This is a genomic window from Chromobacterium haemolyticum (assembly GCF_002081825.1).
GTDB lineage: Bacteria > Pseudomonadota > Gammaproteobacteria > Burkholderiales > Chromobacteriaceae > Chromobacterium > Chromobacterium fluminis.
In genome coordinates this window covers 101,872-121,438 of record NZ_MUKU01000003.1, presented here as the reverse complement: position 1 = coordinate 121,438, position 19,567 = coordinate 101,872, and the positions used below count along the sequence as shown (strand labels likewise).

General features: G+C 63.0%; 16 protein-coding genes. 11 read left to right on the top strand and 5 right to left on the bottom strand.

Going from position 1 to position 19,567, the window contains the following annotated elements; translation table 11 throughout:
• Positions 1 to 218: 218 nt before the first annotated feature.
• Genes B0T39_RS02845 through B0T39_RS02835 form a run of 3 tightly spaced genes read left to right on the top strand, consistent with a single transcriptional unit; the run spans position 219 to position 2,166 of the window.
• A complete protein-coding gene (locus B0T39_RS02845; protein WP_081544712.1) occupies positions 219 to 803 on the top strand; it encodes a TetR/AcrR family transcriptional regulator in 585 nt (194 codons plus the stop codon).
• Positions 804 to 859: 56 nt separating this feature from the next.
• Positions 860 to 1,354 (top strand): DUF4442 domain-containing protein, encoded by a 495-nt coding sequence (locus tag B0T39_RS02840; RefSeq protein WP_254894476.1) that lies wholly within the window; start codon positions 860 to 862, stop codon positions 1,352 to 1,354.
• Positions 1,351 to 2,166 (top strand): crotonase/enoyl-CoA hydratase family protein, encoded by an 816-nt coding sequence (locus B0T39_RS02835; protein WP_176219468.1) that lies wholly within the window; start codon positions 1,351 to 1,353, stop codon positions 2,164 to 2,166. Before B0T39_RS02840 ends, B0T39_RS02835 begins: the two co-directional genes overlap by 4 nt.
• Positions 2,167 to 2,274: 108 nt before the next feature.
• Here the strand turns inward: B0T39_RS02835 and B0T39_RS02830 are convergent, their stop codons facing one another.
• The 5 genes from B0T39_RS02830 to B0T39_RS02810 form a co-directional block, all read right to left on the bottom strand.
• Entirely contained in the window at positions 2,275 to 3,498 is a 1,224-nt protein-coding gene (locus B0T39_RS02830) for a branched-chain amino acid ABC transporter substrate-binding protein (RefSeq protein ID WP_019101420.1), read from the bottom strand.
• 279 nt (positions 3,499 to 3,777) lie between these two features.
• A complete protein-coding gene (gene hemH, locus B0T39_RS02825; protein WP_081544710.1) occupies positions 3,778 to 4,866 on the bottom strand; it encodes a ferrochelatase in 1,089 nt (362 codons plus the stop codon).
• A gap of 66 nt (positions 4,867 to 4,932) precedes the next feature.
• Complete coding sequence (locus B0T39_RS02820) at positions 4,933 to 7,230, bottom strand: DNA translocase FtsK (RefSeq protein WP_081544709.1); 2,298 nt, start codon at positions 7,228 to 7,230, stop codon at positions 4,933 to 4,935.
• Between the two features lie 169 nt (positions 7,231 to 7,399).
• A complete protein-coding gene (locus tag B0T39_RS02815; protein ID WP_081544708.1) occupies positions 7,400 to 8,497 on the bottom strand; it encodes an anhydro-N-acetylmuramic acid kinase in 1,098 nt (365 codons plus the stop codon).
• Positions 8,497 to 9,831: a M23 family metallopeptidase gene (locus tag B0T39_RS02810; protein WP_081544707.1), complete on the bottom strand. Its 1,335-nt coding sequence runs from the start codon at positions 9,829 to 9,831 to the stop codon at positions 8,497 to 8,499. Before B0T39_RS02810 ends, B0T39_RS02815 begins: the two co-directional genes overlap by 1 nt.
• Before the next feature lie 240 nt (positions 9,832 to 10,071).
• Here B0T39_RS02810 and B0T39_RS02805 point away from each other — a divergent pair, with 240 nt between their 5' ends.
• The 8 genes from B0T39_RS02805 to serC all read left to right on the top strand — a co-directional run bounded on the left by B0T39_RS02805 (position 10,072) and on the right by serC (position 19,511).
• Entirely contained in the window at positions 10,072 to 11,079 is a 1,008-nt protein-coding gene (locus tag B0T39_RS02805) for a hypothetical protein (protein WP_081544706.1), read from the top strand.
• A 6-nt stretch (positions 11,080 to 11,085) separates the two neighbouring features.
• Positions 11,086 to 12,801 (top strand): single-stranded-DNA-specific exonuclease RecJ, encoded by a 1,716-nt coding sequence (gene recJ / locus B0T39_RS02800; protein WP_081544705.1) that lies wholly within the window; start codon positions 11,086 to 11,088, stop codon positions 12,799 to 12,801.
• Positions 12,794 to 13,090 carry a hypothetical protein gene (locus B0T39_RS02795; protein ID WP_081544704.1) on the top strand — a complete coding sequence of 99 codons (297 nt, stop codon included), beginning with the start codon at positions 12,794 to 12,796 and terminating at the stop codon, positions 13,088 to 13,090. Before recJ ends, B0T39_RS02795 begins: the two co-directional genes overlap by 8 nt.
• Positions 13,087 to 14,568 (top strand): DNA recombination protein RmuC, encoded by a 1,482-nt coding sequence (gene rmuC, locus B0T39_RS02790; RefSeq protein WP_081544703.1) that lies wholly within the window; start codon positions 13,087 to 13,089, stop codon positions 14,566 to 14,568. Before B0T39_RS02795 ends, rmuC begins: the two co-directional genes overlap by 4 nt.
• Positions 14,569 to 14,702: 134 nt before the next feature.
• Positions 14,703 to 17,417, top strand: a complete 2,715-nt coding sequence (gene gyrA, locus B0T39_RS02785; RefSeq protein WP_081544702.1) for a DNA gyrase subunit A — start codon at positions 14,703 to 14,705, stop codon at positions 17,415 to 17,417.
• Entirely contained in the window at positions 17,414 to 17,881 is a 468-nt protein-coding gene (locus B0T39_RS02780) for a PaaI family thioesterase (RefSeq protein WP_081544701.1), read from the top strand. The genes gyrA and B0T39_RS02780 overlap by 4 nt, the downstream gene beginning before the upstream one ends.
• The gene (locus tag B0T39_RS02775) at positions 17,878 to 18,318 is read left to right on the top strand and encodes a PaaI family thioesterase (protein ID WP_081544700.1); all 441 of its coding nucleotides are present in this window, start codon (positions 17,878 to 17,880) and stop codon (positions 18,316 to 18,318) included. Before B0T39_RS02780 ends, B0T39_RS02775 begins: the two co-directional genes overlap by 4 nt.
• A 104-nt stretch (positions 18,319 to 18,422) precedes the next feature.
• Positions 18,423 to 19,511 carry a 3-phosphoserine/phosphohydroxythreonine transaminase gene (gene serC / locus B0T39_RS02770; RefSeq protein WP_081544816.1) on the top strand — a complete coding sequence of 363 codons (1,089 nt, stop codon included), beginning with the start codon at positions 18,423 to 18,425 and terminating at the stop codon, positions 19,509 to 19,511.
• Positions 19,512 to 19,567: the final 56 nt, after the last annotated feature.

Here is a 19,567-nt window from a genome sequence, read left to right as displayed (position 1 = left end):
CTGGTTTGGATGCAAGTGAGTGGTGGGGCGCGACTCCGGCCTACAACCTTAATGGTAGGCGCAAGCGGCTTGATTTTCCGGCGCGGCGCGAGCGCCTGCTTGGCGGCGCGTGGAATCGGCGTCAGGGTTTAGAGATGGGGACGATTGATTCAGTTTCCAGCTTTGCTTGCAAAATCGCGTAATTGACACCTTACTGACCAGTAAGTAAAGTGCTTTGCATGACTCAAAGCGCCGATCCCAAGACCGACACCCGCAAGCGCATTCTGGACATCGCGGAGCAACTGCTGCTCAGCCGGGGCTTCAACGCTTTCAGCTACCAGCACATCAGCTCGGAGCTGGGCGTGCGCAACGCCGCCATTCATTATCACTTTCCCAAGAAAAGCGATCTGGGCGTGGCCTTGATCCAGCGTTACCGCCGGCGTTTCCAACGCTTCATCGACCAGCAGGCGGCGCAGGATCCCAGGGCGCAGCTGGAGGCGTATTTCGGCTTGAGCGACAGCTATTACCGGCAGCACCGGCAGATCTGCCCCAGCGGCATTCTCAGCACAGAGTTCCTGACGCTGCCGGAGGACATGCAGCAAGAGGCGGCGGCCTTCATTGACGAGATGCGGCTATGGGCGGTGGACATCACCCGGCGGGGCGCGGCCTGCGGCCAGATGCGTTACGCCGGCACGCCGGAAGCCATCGGCATGATGTTGTTTTCCGCCTTACAAGGCGCGCTGCAACTGGCGCGCATCGATCCGCACGCGCTGGAGACCATCAAGCAGCAGGTGCGCGCGGTGCTGGGGCTGGACGGGCATTGAGTGTCGAAATCACGACAACAACAGAGGGGCGCTACATGGAGTACAAGAAAAACAGCATGAGCCGCATTGCCGACAAAGTGGGCAAGTTGCCGGCGGGAATGCGCAGCACGGTATTGAGTTTGATGTTCGGCAAGATCGTGCCGTTTCTGTCCACGGCCGGCCTGCGTTTCGAGGAGGTGGGCCATCAGCGCTTGACGGTGTCCATTCGCAACCGCAAGAAGGTGCAGAACCACATTCGCGGCGTGCACGCCGCGGCGATGGCCTTGCTGGCGGAGACTTCGACCGGCTTCGTCGTCGGCATGAACATGCCGGACGACAAGCTGATGCTGCTTAAGTCGATGAAGGTCAACTACGTACGTCGTTCGCAAGGGGATATGCGCGCGGTGGCCAGCCTGAACGCGGAGCAGATTCAGCTGATGCACGACACGGAAAAGGGCGAGGTGCTGGTGCCGGTGCTTGTCACCGACGAATCCGGCGAATCGCCGATCGAATGCGAAATGCTGTGGGCGTGGATTCCCAAGAAGCGCCCGGAACAAGGAGCGGCGGCATGATCAATCTGGAAACGATGCGGATCGAACTGAACGAGCATGTAGCGCTGATTCGCCTCAATCGCGCGGATAAGGCCAATGCCTTGAACCGGCAAATGTGGCAGGATTTGCGCGCCGCTTTCGAGTGGCTGGACGACACTCCCGAGGCGCGCGTGGGCGTACTGGCCGGCGAAGGCAGGCATTTCTGTTCCGGCATCGACCTGGGCATGCTGATGGGCGTGCAGGCGGAGATCGCCGACGATTGCGAGGCGCGCAAGCGCGAGAAGTTGCGTAGGCTGATCCTGGATCTGCAGGACTGCGTCAATAGTCTGGAGCATTGCCGTAAGCCGGTGATCGCCGCGGTGCACGGCGCTTGCGTCGGCGGCGGCCTGGATATCGCGCTGGCCGCGGATTTCCGCTTCGCCGCCGCGGACGCGGTGTTCTCCGTGAGGGAGATCGACGTGGGCATGGTGGCGGATGTGGGTTCGCTGCAACGGTTGCCGCGCGTGGTGGGCGAGGGCCTGGCGCGGGAACTGGCCTTGACCGGCCGCGACGTGGCCGCGGAAGAGGCGCTGGCGATGCGTCTGGTTAACCGCGTGTTGCCGGATGCGGAGGCGGTGCTGGCGGCGGCGCTGGAATCGGCGCGGTTGATCGCCGGCAAGTCGCCGTTGGCGATGCGCGGCTGCAAGGAAGTGCTCAACTACAGCCGCGACCATTCGGTGGCGGACGGCCTTAATTATGTGGCGAGCTGGAACGCGGCGATGCTGATCTCCGAGGATATCCAGAAGGCCGGCATGGCCATCCTGACCGGCCACGCGGCGCAGTTCCGCGACTGAGCGCGGTTTGTCTTTCCCAATGGCGCCTGCGGGCGCCATTGTCGTTGGCGGCGGGCAAAGAAAAAGAGGCGCGGAGCGCCTCTTTCGGTTCAAGCGGTAGGACTGGGCTTACTGGGCGGCGCTGGCGGCCGGCGCGGCGGCGGCTTCGCCGCCGACGGTGGACACCACTTCCCACTTGCCGCCCTTGACCTGATACACGGTGACCGCGCCGTTCTTGATGTCGCCCTTGTCGTCAAAGGCGATCTTGCCGGTCACGCCGGTGTAGCCGGTCTTGCCCACTTCGGCCAGATAGGTTTTGGGATCGGTGGATTTGGCGCGCTTCATCGCATCCACCAATACCATCACCGCGTCGTATTCATACGGCGCGTAGATCTGCACCTCGGTGTTGAACTGCTTCTTGAACTTGTCGTTGAACGCGGCGAAGCCGGGCATCTTGTCGCGCGGCACGCCGCAGCTGGACGCGTACTGGCCGTCGGAGGCCTCGCCGGCCAGCTTGATGAATTCCGGTGTCTGCCAGCCGTCGCCGCCCATCAGTTTGGCCTTGAGGCCCAGGCGCTGCATCTGCTTGGCCAGCGGGCCGGCTTGGGCGTCCATGCCGCCGTAGAAGATCAGGTCCGGCTTGCTGGCCTTGATCGAGGTCAGGATAGCGTTGAAATCGGTGGCGGTGTTGGTGGTGAACTCGCGCTTCACCACTTCGGCGCCCTTGCCCTTGACCGCAGCCTCGAACTGGTCGGCGAGGCCTTGGCCGTAAGCGGTGCGGTCGTCGATGATGGCGATCTTCTTGGCCTTCAGCCCGGTGGCGGCGAATTCGCCCAAGGCGCGGCCTTGCTGCACGTCGTTGGCGATCACGCGGAAAGTGGTCTTGAAGCCTTGCTTGGTGTAGTCCGGGTTGGTGGCGGAGGGGGAAATCTGCGGAATGCCGGCGTCGGAGTAAATCTTGGACGCGGGGATGGTGGTGCCGGAGTTCAGGTGGCCCACCACGCCTGCCACACCGGCGTCAACCAGGCGCTGCGCCACTTGGGTGCCGATCTTCGGATCGCCTTGGTCGTCTTCCGACACCAGTTCGAATTTGAGCTTCTTCCCGCCGATCTCCACGCCGGCGGCGTTCAGATCGGCGATGGCCAGCTTGGCGCCGTATTCGTTGTCCTTGCCCAAATGGGAAATGGGACCGGACATCGGCGATACCTGGCCGATCTTGACGACGGCGCCGTCGCCTGCGGCTTGAGCCGGGGCCGAAGCCGCCTGATTGGCGGCCGGTTGCTCTTGCTTGCCGCAGGCGGCCAGGGTCATGGCGGCAGCGGCAATGACGCTGAGGCGGACATATTTGTTCATGTGATGTATCCCCTGATTCTCTATTCTGTAGACTCTAGTCATCTCTTTGTGGCCAACGGCATTTTGGTGAAATGACCGTTGGTTGCGTTTGATTATGGGTAGCTGTTTGCGCGAGTGTCAATGTCAAAACCGGGGAGGGATGCAACTATTTGTAAACTTCTTCGCCGATGGTGTGTCTAAAGCGCAAACGCCCCCTGGAATAATTGCCAGGGGGCGTTTCTTGTATTTCAAGTTTTTGAATTTAAATGACTTGTTCGGATTCTTGCCGGCAGTCTTGTTTCAGGTCTTGGCGCCCAAAGCCTGGGCTCGCTGCTGGCGCAACGGGGCGTTTTCCTCCGGCGCCTCGCACCATCCCGACAGATTCTGTTTGATCATAGTCGAGATGGCGAGAATCCATTGCGGGTTTTCATTCAAACACGAAATGTATCGATATTCGCCGCCGCCGTGGCTGAGGAAGGTTTCCTTGCCTTCCATCGCGATTTCCTCCAGCGTTTCCAGGCAGTCGGCGATAAAACCGGGACAGAGAATATCCAGCTTGCCGGTCTTGTCCTTGCCTAGTTGAGTCAATACTTCGCTGGTATAAGGCTGCAACCATTCCGCGCGGCCGAATCGGCTTTGGAAGCACACTTGGTACTCCTGTTGCGTCAAGCCCAATTCTTCCGCCAATAAGCGGCCGGTTTTCTGGCATTCGCAGTGATAGGGGTCGCCCTTGTCGCGGGTGAGCCGCGGCACGCCGTGAAAACTCATCACCAGTTTGTCGCCGCGGCCGTGTTGGCGCCAATGCGCGCGCACTTGTTCCGCCAGCGCGCGGATATAGCCGGGATCATCGTGAAAATGACGAACGGTGCGCAGCTCCGGCATATTGCGCAGTTTCATCAGCGAGCGGAATACCTGATCCAGCGCAGTGGCGCTGGAAGAGGCCGCGTATTGAGGATACAAGGGCAGCACCAGCAGGCGTTCCACGCCTTGCTCGCGCATGCGGGCGATCACGTTTTCCACCGAGGGTTCGCCGTAGCGCATGGCGAAGTCCACGACTAAGTTGCGCAGCCCCATTTCACCCAGCTGGCCTTTGATCAACGCAGTTTGTTTGCGGGTATGGGTGTAAAGCGGCGAGCCGTCCTTTTCCCAGATCGCCGCGTATTTCTTGGCGGATTGGGCGGGGCGGGTGTTCAGGATGACGCCGTTGAGGATCAGCCACCAGAGCGCGCGCGGGATTTCGATCACGCGGCGGTCGGACAGAAACTCTTTCAGGTAGGGGCGCAGCGCCTTGGCGGTGGGAGCTTGCGGCGTGCCCAGATTCATCAGCAGCACGCCGGTCTTGGGCGCGTAATCGTGGCGAAAAGGGGGTTCGGGCTTGAAATCCGCCATGCGGGACCTCTTGGTTGAGGCCGGGCGGCATGGCGCCCGGCCGGGTTTGGGGGCGGCTGGCTTGTCTTAGTCTTCGCGGGACGGCGCCAGCACTGCGCGGTTGCCGTTGCTTTCCATCGCCGAAACCAGGCCGGCGGATTCCATCTGCTCAATCAGCCGCGCGGCGCGGTTGTAGCCTATGCGCAGATGGCGCTGCACAGAGGAGATCGACGCCTTGCGCGTCTTGAGCACAATGGCGACGGCTTCGTCGTAAAGCGGATCGGCTTCGCCGCCCGCCTCGCCGTCAAGGCCGGAGGGCGAGCCGTCTTCGCCGTCGCTCTGGCCGGTGAGAATGCCTTCCACATAGTCCGGCCCGCCGGTGCTTTTCAGGAACTCCACCACATGGTGCACTTCTTCGTCGGCGACGAAGGCACCATGAACCCGGACCGGATAGCCGGTGCCAGGCGGCAGATAGAGCATATCGCCTTGGCCGAGCAGGGTTTCCGCGCCCATCTGGTCCAGAATGGTGCGGCTGTCTATCTTGCTGGACACCTGGAAGGCGATTCGCGTCGGGATATTGGCCTTGATCAGGCCGGTGATCACGTCCACGGACGGCCGTTGGGTGGCCAGGACCAAGTGAATGCCGGCGGCGCGGGCTTTCTGCGCCAAGCGCGCGATCAGTTCTTCTATCTTCTTGCCGGCCACCATCATTAGGTCGGCCAGTTCGTCTATCACCACCACGATCAAGGACAGGGAGTCCAGCGGCTCCGGGGTTTCCGGGGACAGGCTGAAGGGGTTGGGGATTCTCTCGCCGGCCTTGTCCGCGTCCTTGATCTTCTGGTTGAAGCCGGCCAGATTGCGCACGCCCAGCTTGGACATCAGCTTGTAGCGGCGCTCCATCTCCGCCACGCACCAGTTCAGCGCGTTGGCCGCTTGTTTCATATCGGTGACCACCGGGGCCAGCAGATGCGGAATGCCTTCGTAGATCGACAGCTCCAGCATTTTGGGGTCGACCATGATCAGCCGTACTTCTTTGGGTGTGGACTTGTACAGCAGGGACAAGATCATCGCGTTGATGGCTACTGATTTGCCGGAGCCGGTGGTACCGGCCACCAGCACGTGCGGCATCTTGGCGAGGTCGGCGGACACGGGTTGTCCTGCAATGTCCTTGCCCAGCGCCATGGTCAGCTTGGAGGCCATGTTCTGGTAGCCGTCGGAGCCGACGATTTCCGACAGACGCACGATCTGGCGTTTGGGGTTGGGGAGCTCCAGGCCCATATAGGTTTTGCCGGGAATGGTTTCCACCACCCGGATGGAAACCAGGGACAGCGCGCGCGCCAGATCTTTCATCAGGTTGACGACCTGGGCGCCCTTGACGCCCACCGCGGGCTCCACCTCGTATCGGGTGATCACCGGGCCCGGGTAGGCCGCGACCACTTTGACGTCGACGCCGAAATCGGCCAGCTTGCGCTCAATCAGCCGCGAAGTGTACTCCACGGTGTCCTGCGATACCGGTTCTTGCTGCTCCTTGGGCGCTTCCAGCAGCGTCAGGCCGGGCAGCGCGCCGTCCTTGGGATCGGCGAACAAGGATTGCTGTACCGGCTTCTGGGCCTTGGTGGACAGCGGCACGTCCAGCACCGGCGGCTCGATGCGCAGAGGGATTTTCTCTTCGTTTTTCTTTTTCTCGGTGGTGATCTTGGCTTCCCGCTTTTGCGCGATCTCCTTGCCAATTTCGCGATCTTTGCGCGCCTGCCAGCTGTGCCACAGTTTCAAGGCGCCGTCTTCCAGCGCGCCGCCCAGCCGCTCCATGATGTCGAGCCAAGACAGGCCGGTGAATAGGGAGAAGCCGATGGCGGCGAGCACGCTGAGAAAGAGATAGGCGCCGGACAGGCCCAGGCCGTGGGCGATGCCTAGGCCGATGAAATGCCCCAGCATGCCGCCGGCGGACAGCGGCAGGTTCAGCGCTTTTTCGGCCAGGATGATGGCTTCAATGCTGGCGCTGGAAAACAGCAGTAGCAGAAAGCCGCCGATGGCGGCGACGGTGATGGGGTTGAGCTTGAAGCCCAGCGTTTCCATGCGCTGATAGCCCCAGGCGATGGCTACCAGGCAGAACACCACCAGCCACCAGGCCGACAAGCCGAACACGTAGAGCAGCATATCGGACAGCCAGGCGCCGAAAGCGCCGCCGTAGTTGCGCACGGTGGGATCCGAGGAGCTGTGGGACCAGGAGGGGTCTAGCGGGGAGTAGCTGGCCAGCACCAGCACCAGGTAGACGGCCAGCACAGCCATCAGCAACCACCACGCCTCGCGCAGCAGCGAGGCCAACTGCGGCGGCAACGGCGTCTGGCTGTTTTTGACTACGGCTTTGCGCTTGAAAAGTCGCATTTTTCTCTTGTTCGGCTATGACTGTCGCTGATTATAGCCTGACACGCCCGGTTTAAGCGTGTCGGAATGTATTCAGCTTTGCTGACAAGACTTGATGGCGTTCCCTTTAGAGACTCTGTTCAAAGTCCATCGTGTTTGCACACAAGACTTTGAACAGGCTTTGAGACGCTTACTTGGGATAGAGCGCGCCGAGCACGCGTCCGCCGGCGGCGCCGGTCACTTCCGGCAGGTTGCCGGCCAGGCGGCGCAGGAAGCGCCAGCCCAGCCAGGCGAAGGCGGCGGCCTCGACTTGGTGTTCGGGCAGGCCCAGCGCGGCGGTGCCGGCGATGCTTTGTTCAGGCAGCAAGGCGGCCAGTCGGCGCATCAGCGCGCCGTTGCGCGCGCCGCCGCCGCAAACGAAGACAGTCTGGTTCGTCGGGCAATGCAGGGTGACGGCCTGGGCGATGCCGCGCGCGCTCAGCTCCAGCAGCGTGGCTTGCACGTCGACGGCGGGCACATGGCGGCCCAGCAGTTTTTGTTCAAGCCAAGGCAGGTCGAACAGATCGCGACCAGTGCTCTTGGGCGGGGGCTGGCGGAAGAAGGGTTCGTCCAGCAGCGCCTGCAGCAGCGAGGACTCCACCGCGCCTTGCTCCGCCCATTGACCGTCGGCGTCGTAAGGCTGGCCCTGATGGCGCAGGCACCAGGCGTCCATCAGCATATTGCCGGGGCCGCAGTCGAAGCCGATCACCGCTTGGTTAGGGTGGAGGCGGGTCAGGTTGCTGATGCCGCCGATGTTCAGGATCACCCGGTTTTGCTCCGGCGCGCCAAACACCGCCTGATGGAAGGCCGGCACCAGAGGCGCGCCCTGACCGCCGGCGGCCAGGTCGCGGCTGCGGAAATCGGCGATCACGTCGATGTGGGTCAGCTCGGCAAGGCGGGCCATATTGCCTATTTGCCAGGTGTAGCCGGCGTCCGGCGCGTGGCGTATGGTTTGGCCGTGGCTGGCGACGGCGGCGATGTCCGCCGGTTTCAGCTCCTCAGCGGCCAGCAGGCCGTTGACAGCTTGGGCGTAGAGCTCGGCCAATTCATTGGCCAGCCGCGCCGCGCGATCCAGCTCATTGTCGCCGATCGCCTGCAGCGCCAGCGCCTGTTCGCGCAGTCGCGGCGGGTAGGCGACGAAGTAGTCGGCTTCGACGCGGAGCGCGCCTTGTTCATCGAAGCGCACCAGCACGGCATCGACGCCGTCCAGGCTGGTGCCGGACATCAGTCCGATCAAGCGTTGATTCATCAGTCTAGCAATGCGATGTTGGTGGGCAGCTCGCGCAGCAGTTTCAGGTGCGCGGTCAGCGGCTGGTTGCCGGATTTGAATTCGGCCAGCTGAGTGGCGCTCAAGCCCGGTGTCGGCAAGGCGTTGGTGGCCGGGTCCACCGCCTGGCCGTTGATCCGCACTTCAAAGTGCAGATGCGGGCCGGTGGAGCGGCCGGTGCTGCCGACATAGCCTATCACCTCGCCTGCCTTGACGCTCTTGCCGGAGCGGGCGCCTGGGGCGAAGCGGCTCATGTGCGCGTACAAGGTGGTCATTTTCTGATTGTGGCGGATTTCCACCATATTGCCATAGCCGTTTTGGCGCTCCACCTTGACCATGGTGCCGTCGGCGGGGGCAATGATGGGGGTGCCGGTGGCGGCGGCGTAGTCCACGCCGGAATGCAGGCGCAAGGAGCGCAGTATCGGGTGCTTGCGGAAGCCGAAGCCGGAGCTGATGCGGGCGTTGGCTACCGGCTGGTGGCTGAAACCCTGTTTGATCGGCTTGCCCTGCGCGTCGTAATAGGCGCCGGATTCGCTGTCGTGGGCAAAGTAGAAGGCTTGGTGCAGCTTGCCGGAGCGCAGGATTTCCACCGCCAGCAGGTTGCCGGCGGCGATGGGCGCGCCGTTGTAAAGCAGGGTTTCGTACACCAGATTGATGCGGTCGCCCTTGCCCAGGGAGTTGATGTTGAACTGATCGGCGAAGATTTCCGTCAGCTGGGCGCGGATGTCGCGCGGCACCTGGGCCTTGGCCAGCGCGGCGCCGACCGAGCGGGTGATCAGCAGTGAGCGCACCGTCTGCACCGCCTCGGTGGCGATAGGGTCGGCGCTGGCCTGCCATTCGCCTTTGACCTTTTCTATGGCCACCAGCACCTGTTCGCCGTTCTCGTCGTCATTGAGGAAGCGCAGGCCGAAGAGTTCGCCCAGATCATTGGTTTGCACCGACAGCGTGGCGCCGGTCTTCAGCTTGAGCAGGTCCTTGGACAAGGGGCTGGAGTGCAGGAAGCGGTTGGCTTCGCTGTCGCGGATGCCCAGCCGGTTCAACACGCGGGCAATGGTGTCGCCGCGCTGGATCGCCTCGTCGCGCCAGTAACGGGTGGCGCTCTCGTTGAAGGAAAAAGCCGGCAGGGTCAGTTGCTCGGTCACTTCTTTTTGCAAAACTTCCGGCTTGGTGGGCTGGGCGCCGTTCTGAGCCACGGCGAAGGCGGTGGCCATGCCGAACAAGGGCAGGGAGGCGGCCGCGCCGATCAAGCTCAGATGATGGTTCATCAGCTTGTGGAAGCATTTTTGCGGGATATGTAGCAGTTTGCGATAATCCATCGTTCACTATAAAAGGCTGGCCATGAGCCAACCTTATGTAAATTCCGTATTTGCCAATCACAGGCCTTGCGGCCGCGTCTCAACATTTGGGGAGCTTGCGCGGCATAAGTTCCTGTGCAAACTGTAAATTATAGCCGCGATTCCGGATGCTATCCGCCTGATTTCACCCGGCGCCCATGCCAGGGCGTTTTCGCAAGGCTTTGATATTACTTCGATCTCGTCATCCATGTGTAGCGATAAATGAAATTGACATTGTTGTTGCCCGGTCTGCTTTGGCTGGACGGCCACGACGGCGCCGATGTGTGCAAGGGCCTGGAACTCCCCGCCCTGCAGCGCTTGTTGGGTCAGGGCGAGCGCGCCGCCGGACCTGCCGCGCTGAGCGAACTCTTGGCCGCGCCGTGGCGCGGTTCAGCGGCCGGCCTGGCGAGGCTGCGGGCGCGCCAGGCCGGCTTGCCGGCGGAGCAGGGGGATTGGCTGCTGGCCGATCCGGTGCATGTGCGGGTGGACCGCGACCGCGCCTTGCTGGCTGATATCGGCGTGATGAGCTTGAGCCAGGCCGAGGCAGAGACCTTGGCCGATGCGGCGAACCGCCATTTCGCCGACGACGGCTGGCGTATTCACCCGCTGGAGCCGGGGCGCTGGCTGTTGCAACTGGACGCGCCGGCGGCGGCCAGCTTCAGCCCGCTGCCGGACGTGGTGGGCGAGGACATCAACGCGCATTTGCCGCAGGGCGAGCGCGGCCTGGACTGGAGCCGGCTGCTGAATGAATTGCAGATGCTGCTGTACGCCCATCCGCTGAACGATGAGCGCGAGGCGCGCGGCGAACTCGGCGTCAACAGCTTATGGCTGTGGGGCGGGGGCGTAGAGCCGGGCTGGCGCGAGCCGGCGGAACAGGTGTTCGCCGACGAGGATTGGCTGGGCTGGATCGCGGCCGAGGCCGGCGCGCCGTGTCTGCCGGCGCCTTACGACTTCGCCGGCTTCGTCGATCAGGCCGGCGGCCGCGACAGTCTGCTGGCGCTGGACGCCTTGCAGGCGGCGGCGCAGTACCGCGACGCCTGGGGCTGGCGCGAAGCGCTGCAGCGCCTGGAGCGCGATTGGTTCGCTCCCTTGCTGCAGGCGCTGCGCCAGGGCCGGATCGACAGCCTGGTCTTGCGCGCGCACGGCCCCAGCGGACTGGAGCTGAAAGTGCGTCGCAACGACCTGTGGAAATTCTGGAAGCGGCCGCTGCCGTTGTCCGCCTTGTATTGAGAAAACATGTCCCAAATCGTTTCCCGAAGCATTCCCGTCGACACTCACGAACAATTGCTGCGCCAGGGCTTGAGCCCGTTGATGGCGAGGCTGTACGCCGCGCGCGGCATTTGCGACTGCGCCGAGCTGGATTACGGCCTCAAGGCCTTGCTGCCTTATCAAAACCTGAAAAACATCCAGCCGATGGCGGAGCGCCTGGCCGACGCCATCGCCGGCCGTCAACGCCTGTTGGTGGTGGCGGATTACGACGCCGATGGCGCCACCGCCTGCGCGGTGGCGGTCAAGGGCTTGTCCATGCTGGGCGCGCGCGTGGATTTCATCGTGCCCAACCGCTTTGAGTACGGTTACGGCCTGACCCCGGAGATCGTTGAGCTGGCCGCGCGTCAAAACCCGGACATCATCGTCACCGTGGACAACGGCATCGCCAGCGTGGACGGCGTGCTCGCCGCCAAGGCGCGCGGCATCGAAGTGCTGGTCACCGATCACCACTTGCCCGGCGATGTGCTGCCTGAGGCCTTGATCGTCAACCCCAATCAGCCCGGCTGCGAATTTCCGTCCAAGAACCTGGCCGGCGTAGGGGTGATGTTCTACGTGTTGCTGGCGCTGCGCGCCGAAATGCGCCGGCGCGGGGTGTTTGACGAGCGTAGTCAGCCCAATCTGGGAGAACTGCTGGATTATGTGGCGCTGGGCACGGTGGCCGACGTGGTGCGGCTGGACCGGAACAATCGCACCCTGGTGGAAAACGGCCTCAAACGCATGCGCGCCGGCCGCATGGCGCCGGGCATCGCCGCCTTGTTCCGCGTCGCCGGTCGCGCCCATTACAAGGCCAACACTTTTGATCTGGGCTTCACGCTGGGCCCGCGTCTGAACGCCGCCGGCCGGCTGGACGATATGAGCCTGGGCATCGCCTGCCTGCTGTCCGGCAACGAGGAGCAGGCGCAGCGGCTGGCGCAGCAGCTGGATCAGCTCAACCGCGAGCGGCGCAGCATAGAACACGGCATGCAGGACGAGGCGCTGGCGGCGCTGTCCGGCATCGACGCCGACAACCGTTATACGCTAAGCCTGTTCCGCGACGACTGGCATCAGGGCGTGGTCGGCATCGTCGCTTCCCGGCTCAAGGAGCGCTTCCACCGGCCGGCCATCGTGTTCGCGCCCGGCGACAACGGAGAGATTAAGGGTTCCGGTCGCTCGATTCCCGGCTTCCATCTGCGCGACGCGCTGGACCTGGTGTTCAAGCGCCATCCCGGCCTGATTCTCAAGTTCGGCGGCCATGCGATGGCGGCCGGCCTAAGCCTGCAACAGACTCGCTTCGACGAATTTCAGCGCGCCTTCGAGGCAGTGGCGCGCGAGTTGTTGGAGGAGCGCCATCTGACCCGCACCATAGAAACCGACGGCAGCCTGGCGCCGCGCGAATTGAACCTGGCCTTCGCCGAGCAATTGGCGGCCGAGGTGTGGGGCCAGGGCTTCCCGGTGCCGTATTTTCACGACCGTTTCGCGGTGATGAGCCAGCGCGTAGTCGGCGACAAGCACCTGAAGCTGCGGCTGGCGCGCGACGGCGAGGAGTTCGACGCCATGCTGTTCAATCAGGTGGAGTGGCTGCCGGACAATGTCGATGCGGTGTACCAGCTGATCGCCAACGAGTGGCAGGGCCGCAAGGAGTTGCAAGTGTATTTGCAGCACTGGGCGGAGGCGGACCTGGAGCGGAAGGGATTGGGTGTTTAACGATCTTGCGCTCTGGGAGTTGGCGTGGCTGCTGGCCTGGCTCGCTTGGCCGCTGGTGTTGGCCATCCTGCTCTTGCTGATGGCCTGGGGAGTGTTGAGCAGGGGGCGGTTCGGCGCGGCGCTCAAATGGGGTAGCGGCGTTCTTGCCGTGGTTTTCAGCGTTTGCGTGTGGCTCGCCCCGGCCGAAGCCGTCTGGCGTGAGCCTTTGCAGCTATTCGGTGTGTTTCTCGCGCTGGCCTTGTTGTTCTGGAGCGCCGCTTTAATTCATTTATGGAGAGCCCGGCAATGAGCATGCCGTTGGTAGCGATATTGGCTGCGCTGGTCGCGGGTTTGGGAGGCTGGGCCGCAGCCAGGATCATGGGCGCGCGCCGGCGCGAGTTGGAGTTACAGGATTGGATGCAACGCCTAGCCACGCAGACAGCGCAGCTGGAAAGCGCCAAGGAGTTGTTGCAGGAGGCGCGGCATAAGGAAGCCAAGCTGGCGGAGGCTCAGCAGCAGGCCGCCGCCTATTGGTCGGCGATGCAGGAGCATGTCAAGCAACTGGAAGATATGCGTCAGCAGCGCGGCAGACAGGCGGAACGCTTGGAGCAACTGAACACGGAGTTGACCCGGCTCACTGCGCGCGAGCAGGAACTGATGACGCTGCTGGAGCAGGAGCGCGGCCAGAACGCCGAGAAGCTGGCCTTGCTGACCGAAGCGCGCGAAAGCATGGCTGGACAGTTCAAGGCCTTGGCCGGGGACATCCTGGAAGAGAAGGCTAAGCGCTTCACCGAGCAAAATCAGCAGAACCTCGGTCACCTGCTCGGGCCCTTGCAGCAGCGGTTGCAGGATTTCGGCAAGCTGGTGCAGGACAGTTATGAAAAAGACAGCCAGGGGCGCTTGTCGCTGGAGGCGGAGCTCAAGCGCTTGCAAGAGCTCAACAGCCGGCTGGGCGACGACGCCATCGCGCTGACCAAGGCCTTGACCGGCGCCAGCAGCAAGGCGCAGGGCTCTTGGGGGGAGATGGTGCTGGAGCGAGTGCTGGAAACCTCTGGCCTGCAGAAGGATCGCGAGTACCGGGTGCAAGTGTCCGACGTGGTGGCCGGCGAGGACGGCAACCGTCGCTACCAGCCGGACGTGGTGATAGACCTGCCGGAAGGCAAGCAACTGGTGGTGGATTCCAAGGTGTCGCTGAACGCCTATGTGCGCTACACCGCCGCCGAGGACGAGGCGGAACGGGCGACGGAAATGAAGGCCCATGTCGCGGCCATCCGCAATCACATCCGCACGCTGTCGGAAAAGCGCTACCAGGACCTGTACCGGCTGAACACCCTGGACTTCGTGTTCATGTTCATTCCGGTGGAGCCGGCCTACCTGCTGGCGGTGCAGCAGGACATGAGCTTGTTCAACGAGGCTTTCGAACGCCGCATCATGATCGTCGGCCCCAGCACCCTGCTGGCGACCTTGCGCACCGTGGCCAGCATCTGGCGCTATGAATACCAGAACCAAAACGCGCAGGAGATCGCCCGCCAGGGCGGGGCAATGTACGACAAATTCGTCGGCTTCGCCGCCAATTTGGAAAAATTGGGCAAGCAGTTGGACGTGGCTCGCGACAGCTTTGGCGATGCGATGAAGCAGTTGTCCGGCGGCCGCGGAAATCTGGTGGCCAGCGCCGAGCGCTTGCGCAAGCTGGGGGTGCGCAATAACAAGCAATTACAGCAGCATCTTAAACTGGGCGCGATGGAAGACGAGGGCGCGGAAGAGCCTGAAGAGCCCGGCCCGGACTGACGGAAGTCGGTTGAAGATGACCGTTTCGTGATAGAATACGAGCTGTCATTACCTATGCTGGCCGCCCTGCGGCGGGCGCGTGAATGCACCCGCAATCGCAGGGCGGCCTGTTCATCCTTACGAATCAAGAAACTATGACCGATAACCTGTTCGCCAAGGAAACCATCCCCATCAGCCTCGAAGAGGAGATGCGCCGTTCCTATCTGGATTACGCGATGAGCGTGATCGTGGGTCGCGCCTTGCCTGATGTGCGAGATGGTCTGAAGCCGGTGCACCGTCGGGTGCTGTACGCCATGCACGAGCTGTCCAACGACTGGAACCGCGCGTACAAAAAATCGGCGCGTATCGTTGGCGACGTGATCGGTAAATACCACCCGCACGGCGATAGCGCGGTATACGACACCATCGTGCGCCTGGCGCAGGACTTTTCGCTGCGCTACCCCTTGGTGGATGGTCAGGGCAACTTCGGTTCGGTGGACGGCGACAACGCCGCCGCAATGCGTTACACCGAGATTCGCATGGCGCGCATCGCCCATGAGCTTCTGGCCGACATCGAGAAGGAAACCGTGGACTTCGGTCCCAACTACGACGGCTCCGAACACGAGCCGCTAATCCTTCCGGCCAAAATCCCCAATCTGCTGATCAACGGCTCCTCCGGCATTGCCGTGGGCATGGCCACCAATATTCCGCCGCACAACCTCAACGAGGTGGTGGATGCCTGCCTGGCCTTGCTGGCCAACAGCGAACTGACCATTGACGAGCTGATCGACATCATTCCGGCGCCGGACTTCCCCACGGCCGGCATTATCTACGGCACCGCCGGCGTCAAGGAAGGCTACCGCACCGGCCGCGGTCGCGTGATCATGCGCGCGCGCGTCCATTTCGAAGACATCGGCAAGGGCGACCGCCAGGCCATCATCGTCGACGAGATTCCGTATCAGGTGAACAAGGCGCGCCTGCTGGAGCGCATCGGCGAGCTGGTGCGCGACAAGCAGATCGAAGGCATTTCCGACTTGCGCGATGAATCCGACAAGTCCGGCATGCGCGTGGTGATCGAGCTTAAGCGCGGCGAAATGCCGGAAGTGGTGCTCAACCACCTGTACAAGCTGACCCAGCTGCAGGACAGCTTCGGCATCAATATGGTGGCGCTGGTGGACGGCCAGCCGCGCTTGCTGAACCTGAAGCAGATCCTGGTGGAGTTCCTGCGTCACCGCCGCGAAGTGGTGACCCGCCGGACCATCTTCGAACTGCGCAAGGCGCGCGAACGCGGCCACATCCTGGAAGGCCTGGCCGTCGCGCTGTCCAACGTCGATGAAATCATCGCGTTGATCAAGGCGTCGGAAACCCCGCCGCAAGCCAAGGTCGCGCTGATGGGCCGCGAATGGCGCTCCCCGCTGGTGGAGGAAATGCTGTCCCGCGTCGATCAGGACAAGGCGCGTCCGGACGGACTGGCGGAAGAGTTCGGCCTCAAGGCCAGCGGCTACCGTTTGTCCGACGCCCAGGCCCAGGCGATTCTGGAAATGCGCTTGCAGCGCCTGACCGGCCTGGAGCAGGACAAGATCGTCGCCGAATACCGCGACATCATGGCGGTGATTCTGGACTTGCTGGACATCCTGGCCAAGCCGGAACGCATCAACCAGATCATCGGCGAGGAGCTTGCTGCCATCCGCGCCCAGTTCGGCGACGCGCGCCGCTCCGAGATTGAGCCTTTCGGCGGCGACATCAACATCGAGGATCTGATCACCCCGCAGGACATGGTGGTGACCATCTCCCACACCGGCTACATCAAGGCGCAGCCCATCGACGACTACAGCGCCCAGCGCCGCGGCGGTCGAGGCAAGCAGGCGGCGGCCACCAAGGACAACGATTTCATCGACACGCTGTTCGTGGCGAATACCCACGACTTCGTGCTGTGCTTCTCCAGCCGCGGCCGCTGCTACTGGCGCAAGGTCTATGACCTGCCGCAGGGCGGCCGCCAAAGCCGCGGCAAGCCCATGGTCAACGTGCTGCCGCTGGAAGAGGGCGAGAAGATCAATGCGCTGTTGCCGGTCAAGGAGTTCCGCGACGACCAGTACGTGTTCATGGCCACCGCCGACGGCACCGTGAAGAAGACGCCGTTGCGCGCCTTCTCCAAGCCGCGCGCGGCGGGCATCATCGCCATCAATCTGGACGAGGGCAACTACCTGGTAGGCGTGGCGCTGACCTGCGGCAAGAGCGTGGCGGGCCAGGGCGACGAGGATGACGATGTCATTGTCGAAGAGGACATCGTAGTAGGCGAAGGCGAACTGATCGAGGACGGCCTGCCGGTTGAGGGCGATCAGGTGATGCTGTTCTCCGATGCCGGCAAGTCGGTGCGCTTCAGCGAAAGCCAGGTGCGGCCGATGGGGCGCACTTCCAGAGGCGTGCGCGGCATGAAGCTGGGCGAAGGCCAGAAGCTGATTTCCCTGCTGGTGACCAATTCCGAAGACCAAATGGTGCTGACCGCCAGCAACGGCGGTTACGGCAAGCGCACCCGCACCGGCGATTTCCGCCTGACCAGCCGCGGCACCCAGGGCGTGATCGCCATGGACCTGACCGACAAGACCGGCTTCAAGCTGGTGGCCGCCAGCCTGGTGGAGGAAACCGACGACGTGATGCTGATCACCACCGGCGGCGTGCTGATCCGCACCAAGGTGGCGGAAGTGCGCGAAACCGGCCGTTCCGCTCAGGGCGTGCGCCTGATCAATCTGGACGAAGGCGAGCAGCTGATCGGCCTGGAGAAAGTGGCCGAGGGCGATAGCGACGACGAGACGGACGCGCTGGAAGGCGAAGACGGCGTCGAGGCTGCGGACGAGGGCGGCGAGGCATGATTCCGACGCCGGCCAATCCCGAAGTGCTGGAGGCGATGAGCCAGCTTTTCGTCTCCTTTCCGCACTGTCGCACCCTGGGTTTCCAATACATCGGCACCGAGGGGCGCAAGCCCACCTTGAAGGTGGACTGGCGTGAGGACCTGGTCGGCAACCCGGCCACCGGCACTTTGCACGGCGGGGTGATCACCTCGCTGGTGGATACCTGCAGCGCGGTGGCGGTGATGGCGCATCTGCCTGAGCTGGAAACCATCGCCACGCTGGATCTGCGCATCGACTACCTAAAGGCGGCCACGCCGGGAAAGCCTATCTTCTGCCGGGCGGAATGCTACCGCCTGGCCAGCCAGATCGCCTTTACCCGCGCCGTGTGTTATCACGAATCGCCCAGCGATCCGATCGCCCACGGCGTGGCCACCTTCATGCGGGAATCCAGCCGCACGCCGATGCTGCCGGAGGCCGCCGCATGAGCCGCTTCATGGAACGTTTCAACGCCTTGCGGGATCAAAAGGCCTATGCGCTCATCGTGGACGAGCTGCCCTATATCAAGTTGATGGGGGTGGAGTTGGGCGAGGACGACGCCGGCGAGTTGCTGTTCCAGTTGCCGTTCGCCGAGCGCAACGTCGGCAATACGGCCCTGCCGGCGCTGCACGGCGGACTGATCGGCGGTTTTCTGGAGAGCGCGGCGATGCTGCATCTGATGTGGATCCGCGAATCGCAGGAAACGCCGAAGATCGTCGACTTTTCGCTGGACTATCTGCGCCCGGGCCGGCCGCAAACCCTGTACGCCAAGTGCGAGATCACCAAGCAGGGCAAGCGGGTGGCCAATGTGTTGATCGAAGCCTGGCAAGAAGACCGGCGAAAACCGGTTGCCGTGGCGAGAGCCCACTTCCTGCTCAGTCAGTAAACTATAACAAAGGCCCGGCGCTTAGCGATCGGGCCTTCGCATACCAAGGCCCGGAGTTCGCCGGTGCGGGCGCCAAGGGCCGTCAACGCAAATAGAGGATGAACATGGCCAAAGTGTACAACTTCTCCGCCGGCCCCGCCGTGCTGCCTCATCAGGTGCTGGCCGAAGCGCAAAGCGAAATGCTGGATTGGCACGGCTCCGGCATGTGCGTGATGGAAATGAGCCATCGCGGCAAGGAGTTCATGGAAATCATCCATGACGCCGAGCACGACCTGCGCGAGTTGATGGGCATTCCCGCCAACTACAAAGTGCTGTTCCTGCAGGGCGGCGCTTCGCTGCAGTTCGCCCAGGTGCCGCTTAACCTGCTGGGCGAGCGCGACAGCGTGGACATCGTCAATACCGGCCACTGGTCCAAGCTGGCGATTAAAGAGGCGCGTCGCTACGCCAAGGTGAATGTGGCGGCCAGCAGCGAGGACCGCAACTTCGCCTACGTGCCGGACGAAGCCGGCTGGCAGCGCGACCCCAAGGCGGCCTATCTGCATTACACCTCCAACGAGACCATAGGCGGCTTGCAATTCCCCTTCGTGCCGCAAAGTCTGCCGGACGTGCCGCTGGTTTGCGACATGTCCTCGGACTTCCTGTCGCGGGAGGTGGACGTCAGCCAGTTCGGCCTGATCTACGCCGGGGCGCAAAAGAACATCGGTCCGTCCGGCCTAGTGGTGCTGATCGTGCGCGAAGATCTGCTGGGCAAGGCCCGCGCCGACCTGCCCACCATGCTCAATTACCAGGTGCACGCCGACGCCGATTCGATGTACAACACCCCGCCTACCTTTCCGATCTACATCTCCGGCCTGGTGTTCAAATGGCTGAAGGAACAGGGGGGCGTCAAATCCATCGCCACGCGCAACGAGGAGAAGGCCGGACTGCTCAATCATGTGATCGAGTCCAGCGGAGGCTTCTACCACACCCATATCGACGCGCCGTTCCGCTCGCGGATGAACGTGGTGTTCCGGCTCAAGGATGAAGGGCTGGAAGAAACCTTCCTGCTGGAAGCGCGCAAGAACGGCTTGATCCAGCTGAAAGGGCATCGCGCGGTGGGCGGCATCCGCGCCTCCATCTACAATGCGATGCCGATAGAGGGCGTCAAATCGCTGGCTAACTTCATGCAGGACTTCGCCCGCATGCACGGCTGAGTTTTCGCCTCAGCGTCGTCAAAGCCCGCCGGCCGGCGGGCTTTGTTTTTATCCCG

What these genes read in the sequence shown, in the direction of transcription:
- rmuC (WP_081544703.1), top strand. Translation starts at nt 13,087, where the DNA reads ATGAGCATGCCGTTGGTAGCGATATTGGCTGCGCTGGTCGCGGGTTTG.
- B0T39_RS02810 (WP_081544707.1), bottom strand. Translation starts at nt 9,831, where the DNA reads ATGGATTATCGCAAACTGCTACATATCCCGCAAAAATGCTTCCACAAG.
- B0T39_RS02775 (WP_081544700.1), top strand. Translation starts at nt 17,878, where the DNA reads ATGAGCCGCTTCATGGAACGTTTCAACGCCTTGCGGGATCAAAAGGCC.
- hemH (WP_081544710.1), bottom strand. Translation starts at nt 4,866, where the DNA reads ATGGCGGATTTCAAGCCCGAACCCCCTTTTCGCCACGATTACGCGCCC.
- gyrA (WP_081544702.1), top strand. Translation starts at nt 14,703, where the DNA reads ATGACCGATAACCTGTTCGCCAAGGAAACCATCCCCATCAGCCTCGAA.
- B0T39_RS02835 (WP_176219468.1), top strand. Translation starts at nt 1,351, where the DNA reads ATGATCAATCTGGAAACGATGCGGATCGAACTGAACGAGCATGTAGCG.
- B0T39_RS02815 (WP_081544708.1), bottom strand. Translation starts at nt 8,497, where the DNA reads ATGAATCAACGCTTGATCGGACTGATGTCCGGCACCAGCCTGGACGGC.
- B0T39_RS02840 (WP_254894476.1), top strand. Translation starts at nt 860, where the DNA reads ATGAGCCGCATTGCCGACAAAGTGGGCAAGTTGCCGGCGGGAATGCGC.
- B0T39_RS02830 (WP_019101420.1), bottom strand. Translation starts at nt 3,498, where the DNA reads ATGAACAAATATGTCCGCCTCAGCGTCATTGCCGCTGCCGCCATGACC.
- recJ (WP_081544705.1), top strand. Translation starts at nt 11,086, where the DNA reads ATGTCCCAAATCGTTTCCCGAAGCATTCCCGTCGACACTCACGAACAA.
- B0T39_RS02820 (WP_081544709.1), bottom strand. Translation starts at nt 7,230, where the DNA reads ATGCGACTTTTCAAGCGCAAAGCCGTAGTCAAAAACAGCCAGACGCCG.
- B0T39_RS02845 (WP_081544712.1), top strand. Translation starts at nt 219, where the DNA reads ATGACTCAAAGCGCCGATCCCAAGACCGACACCCGCAAGCGCATTCTG.
- B0T39_RS02780 (WP_081544701.1), top strand. Translation starts at nt 17,414, where the DNA reads ATGATTCCGACGCCGGCCAATCCCGAAGTGCTGGAGGCGATGAGCCAG.
- B0T39_RS02805 (WP_081544706.1), top strand. Translation starts at nt 10,072, where the DNA reads ATGAAATTGACATTGTTGTTGCCCGGTCTGCTTTGGCTGGACGGCCAC.
- serC (WP_081544816.1), top strand. Translation starts at nt 18,423, where the DNA reads ATGGCCAAAGTGTACAACTTCTCCGCCGGCCCCGCCGTGCTGCCTCAT.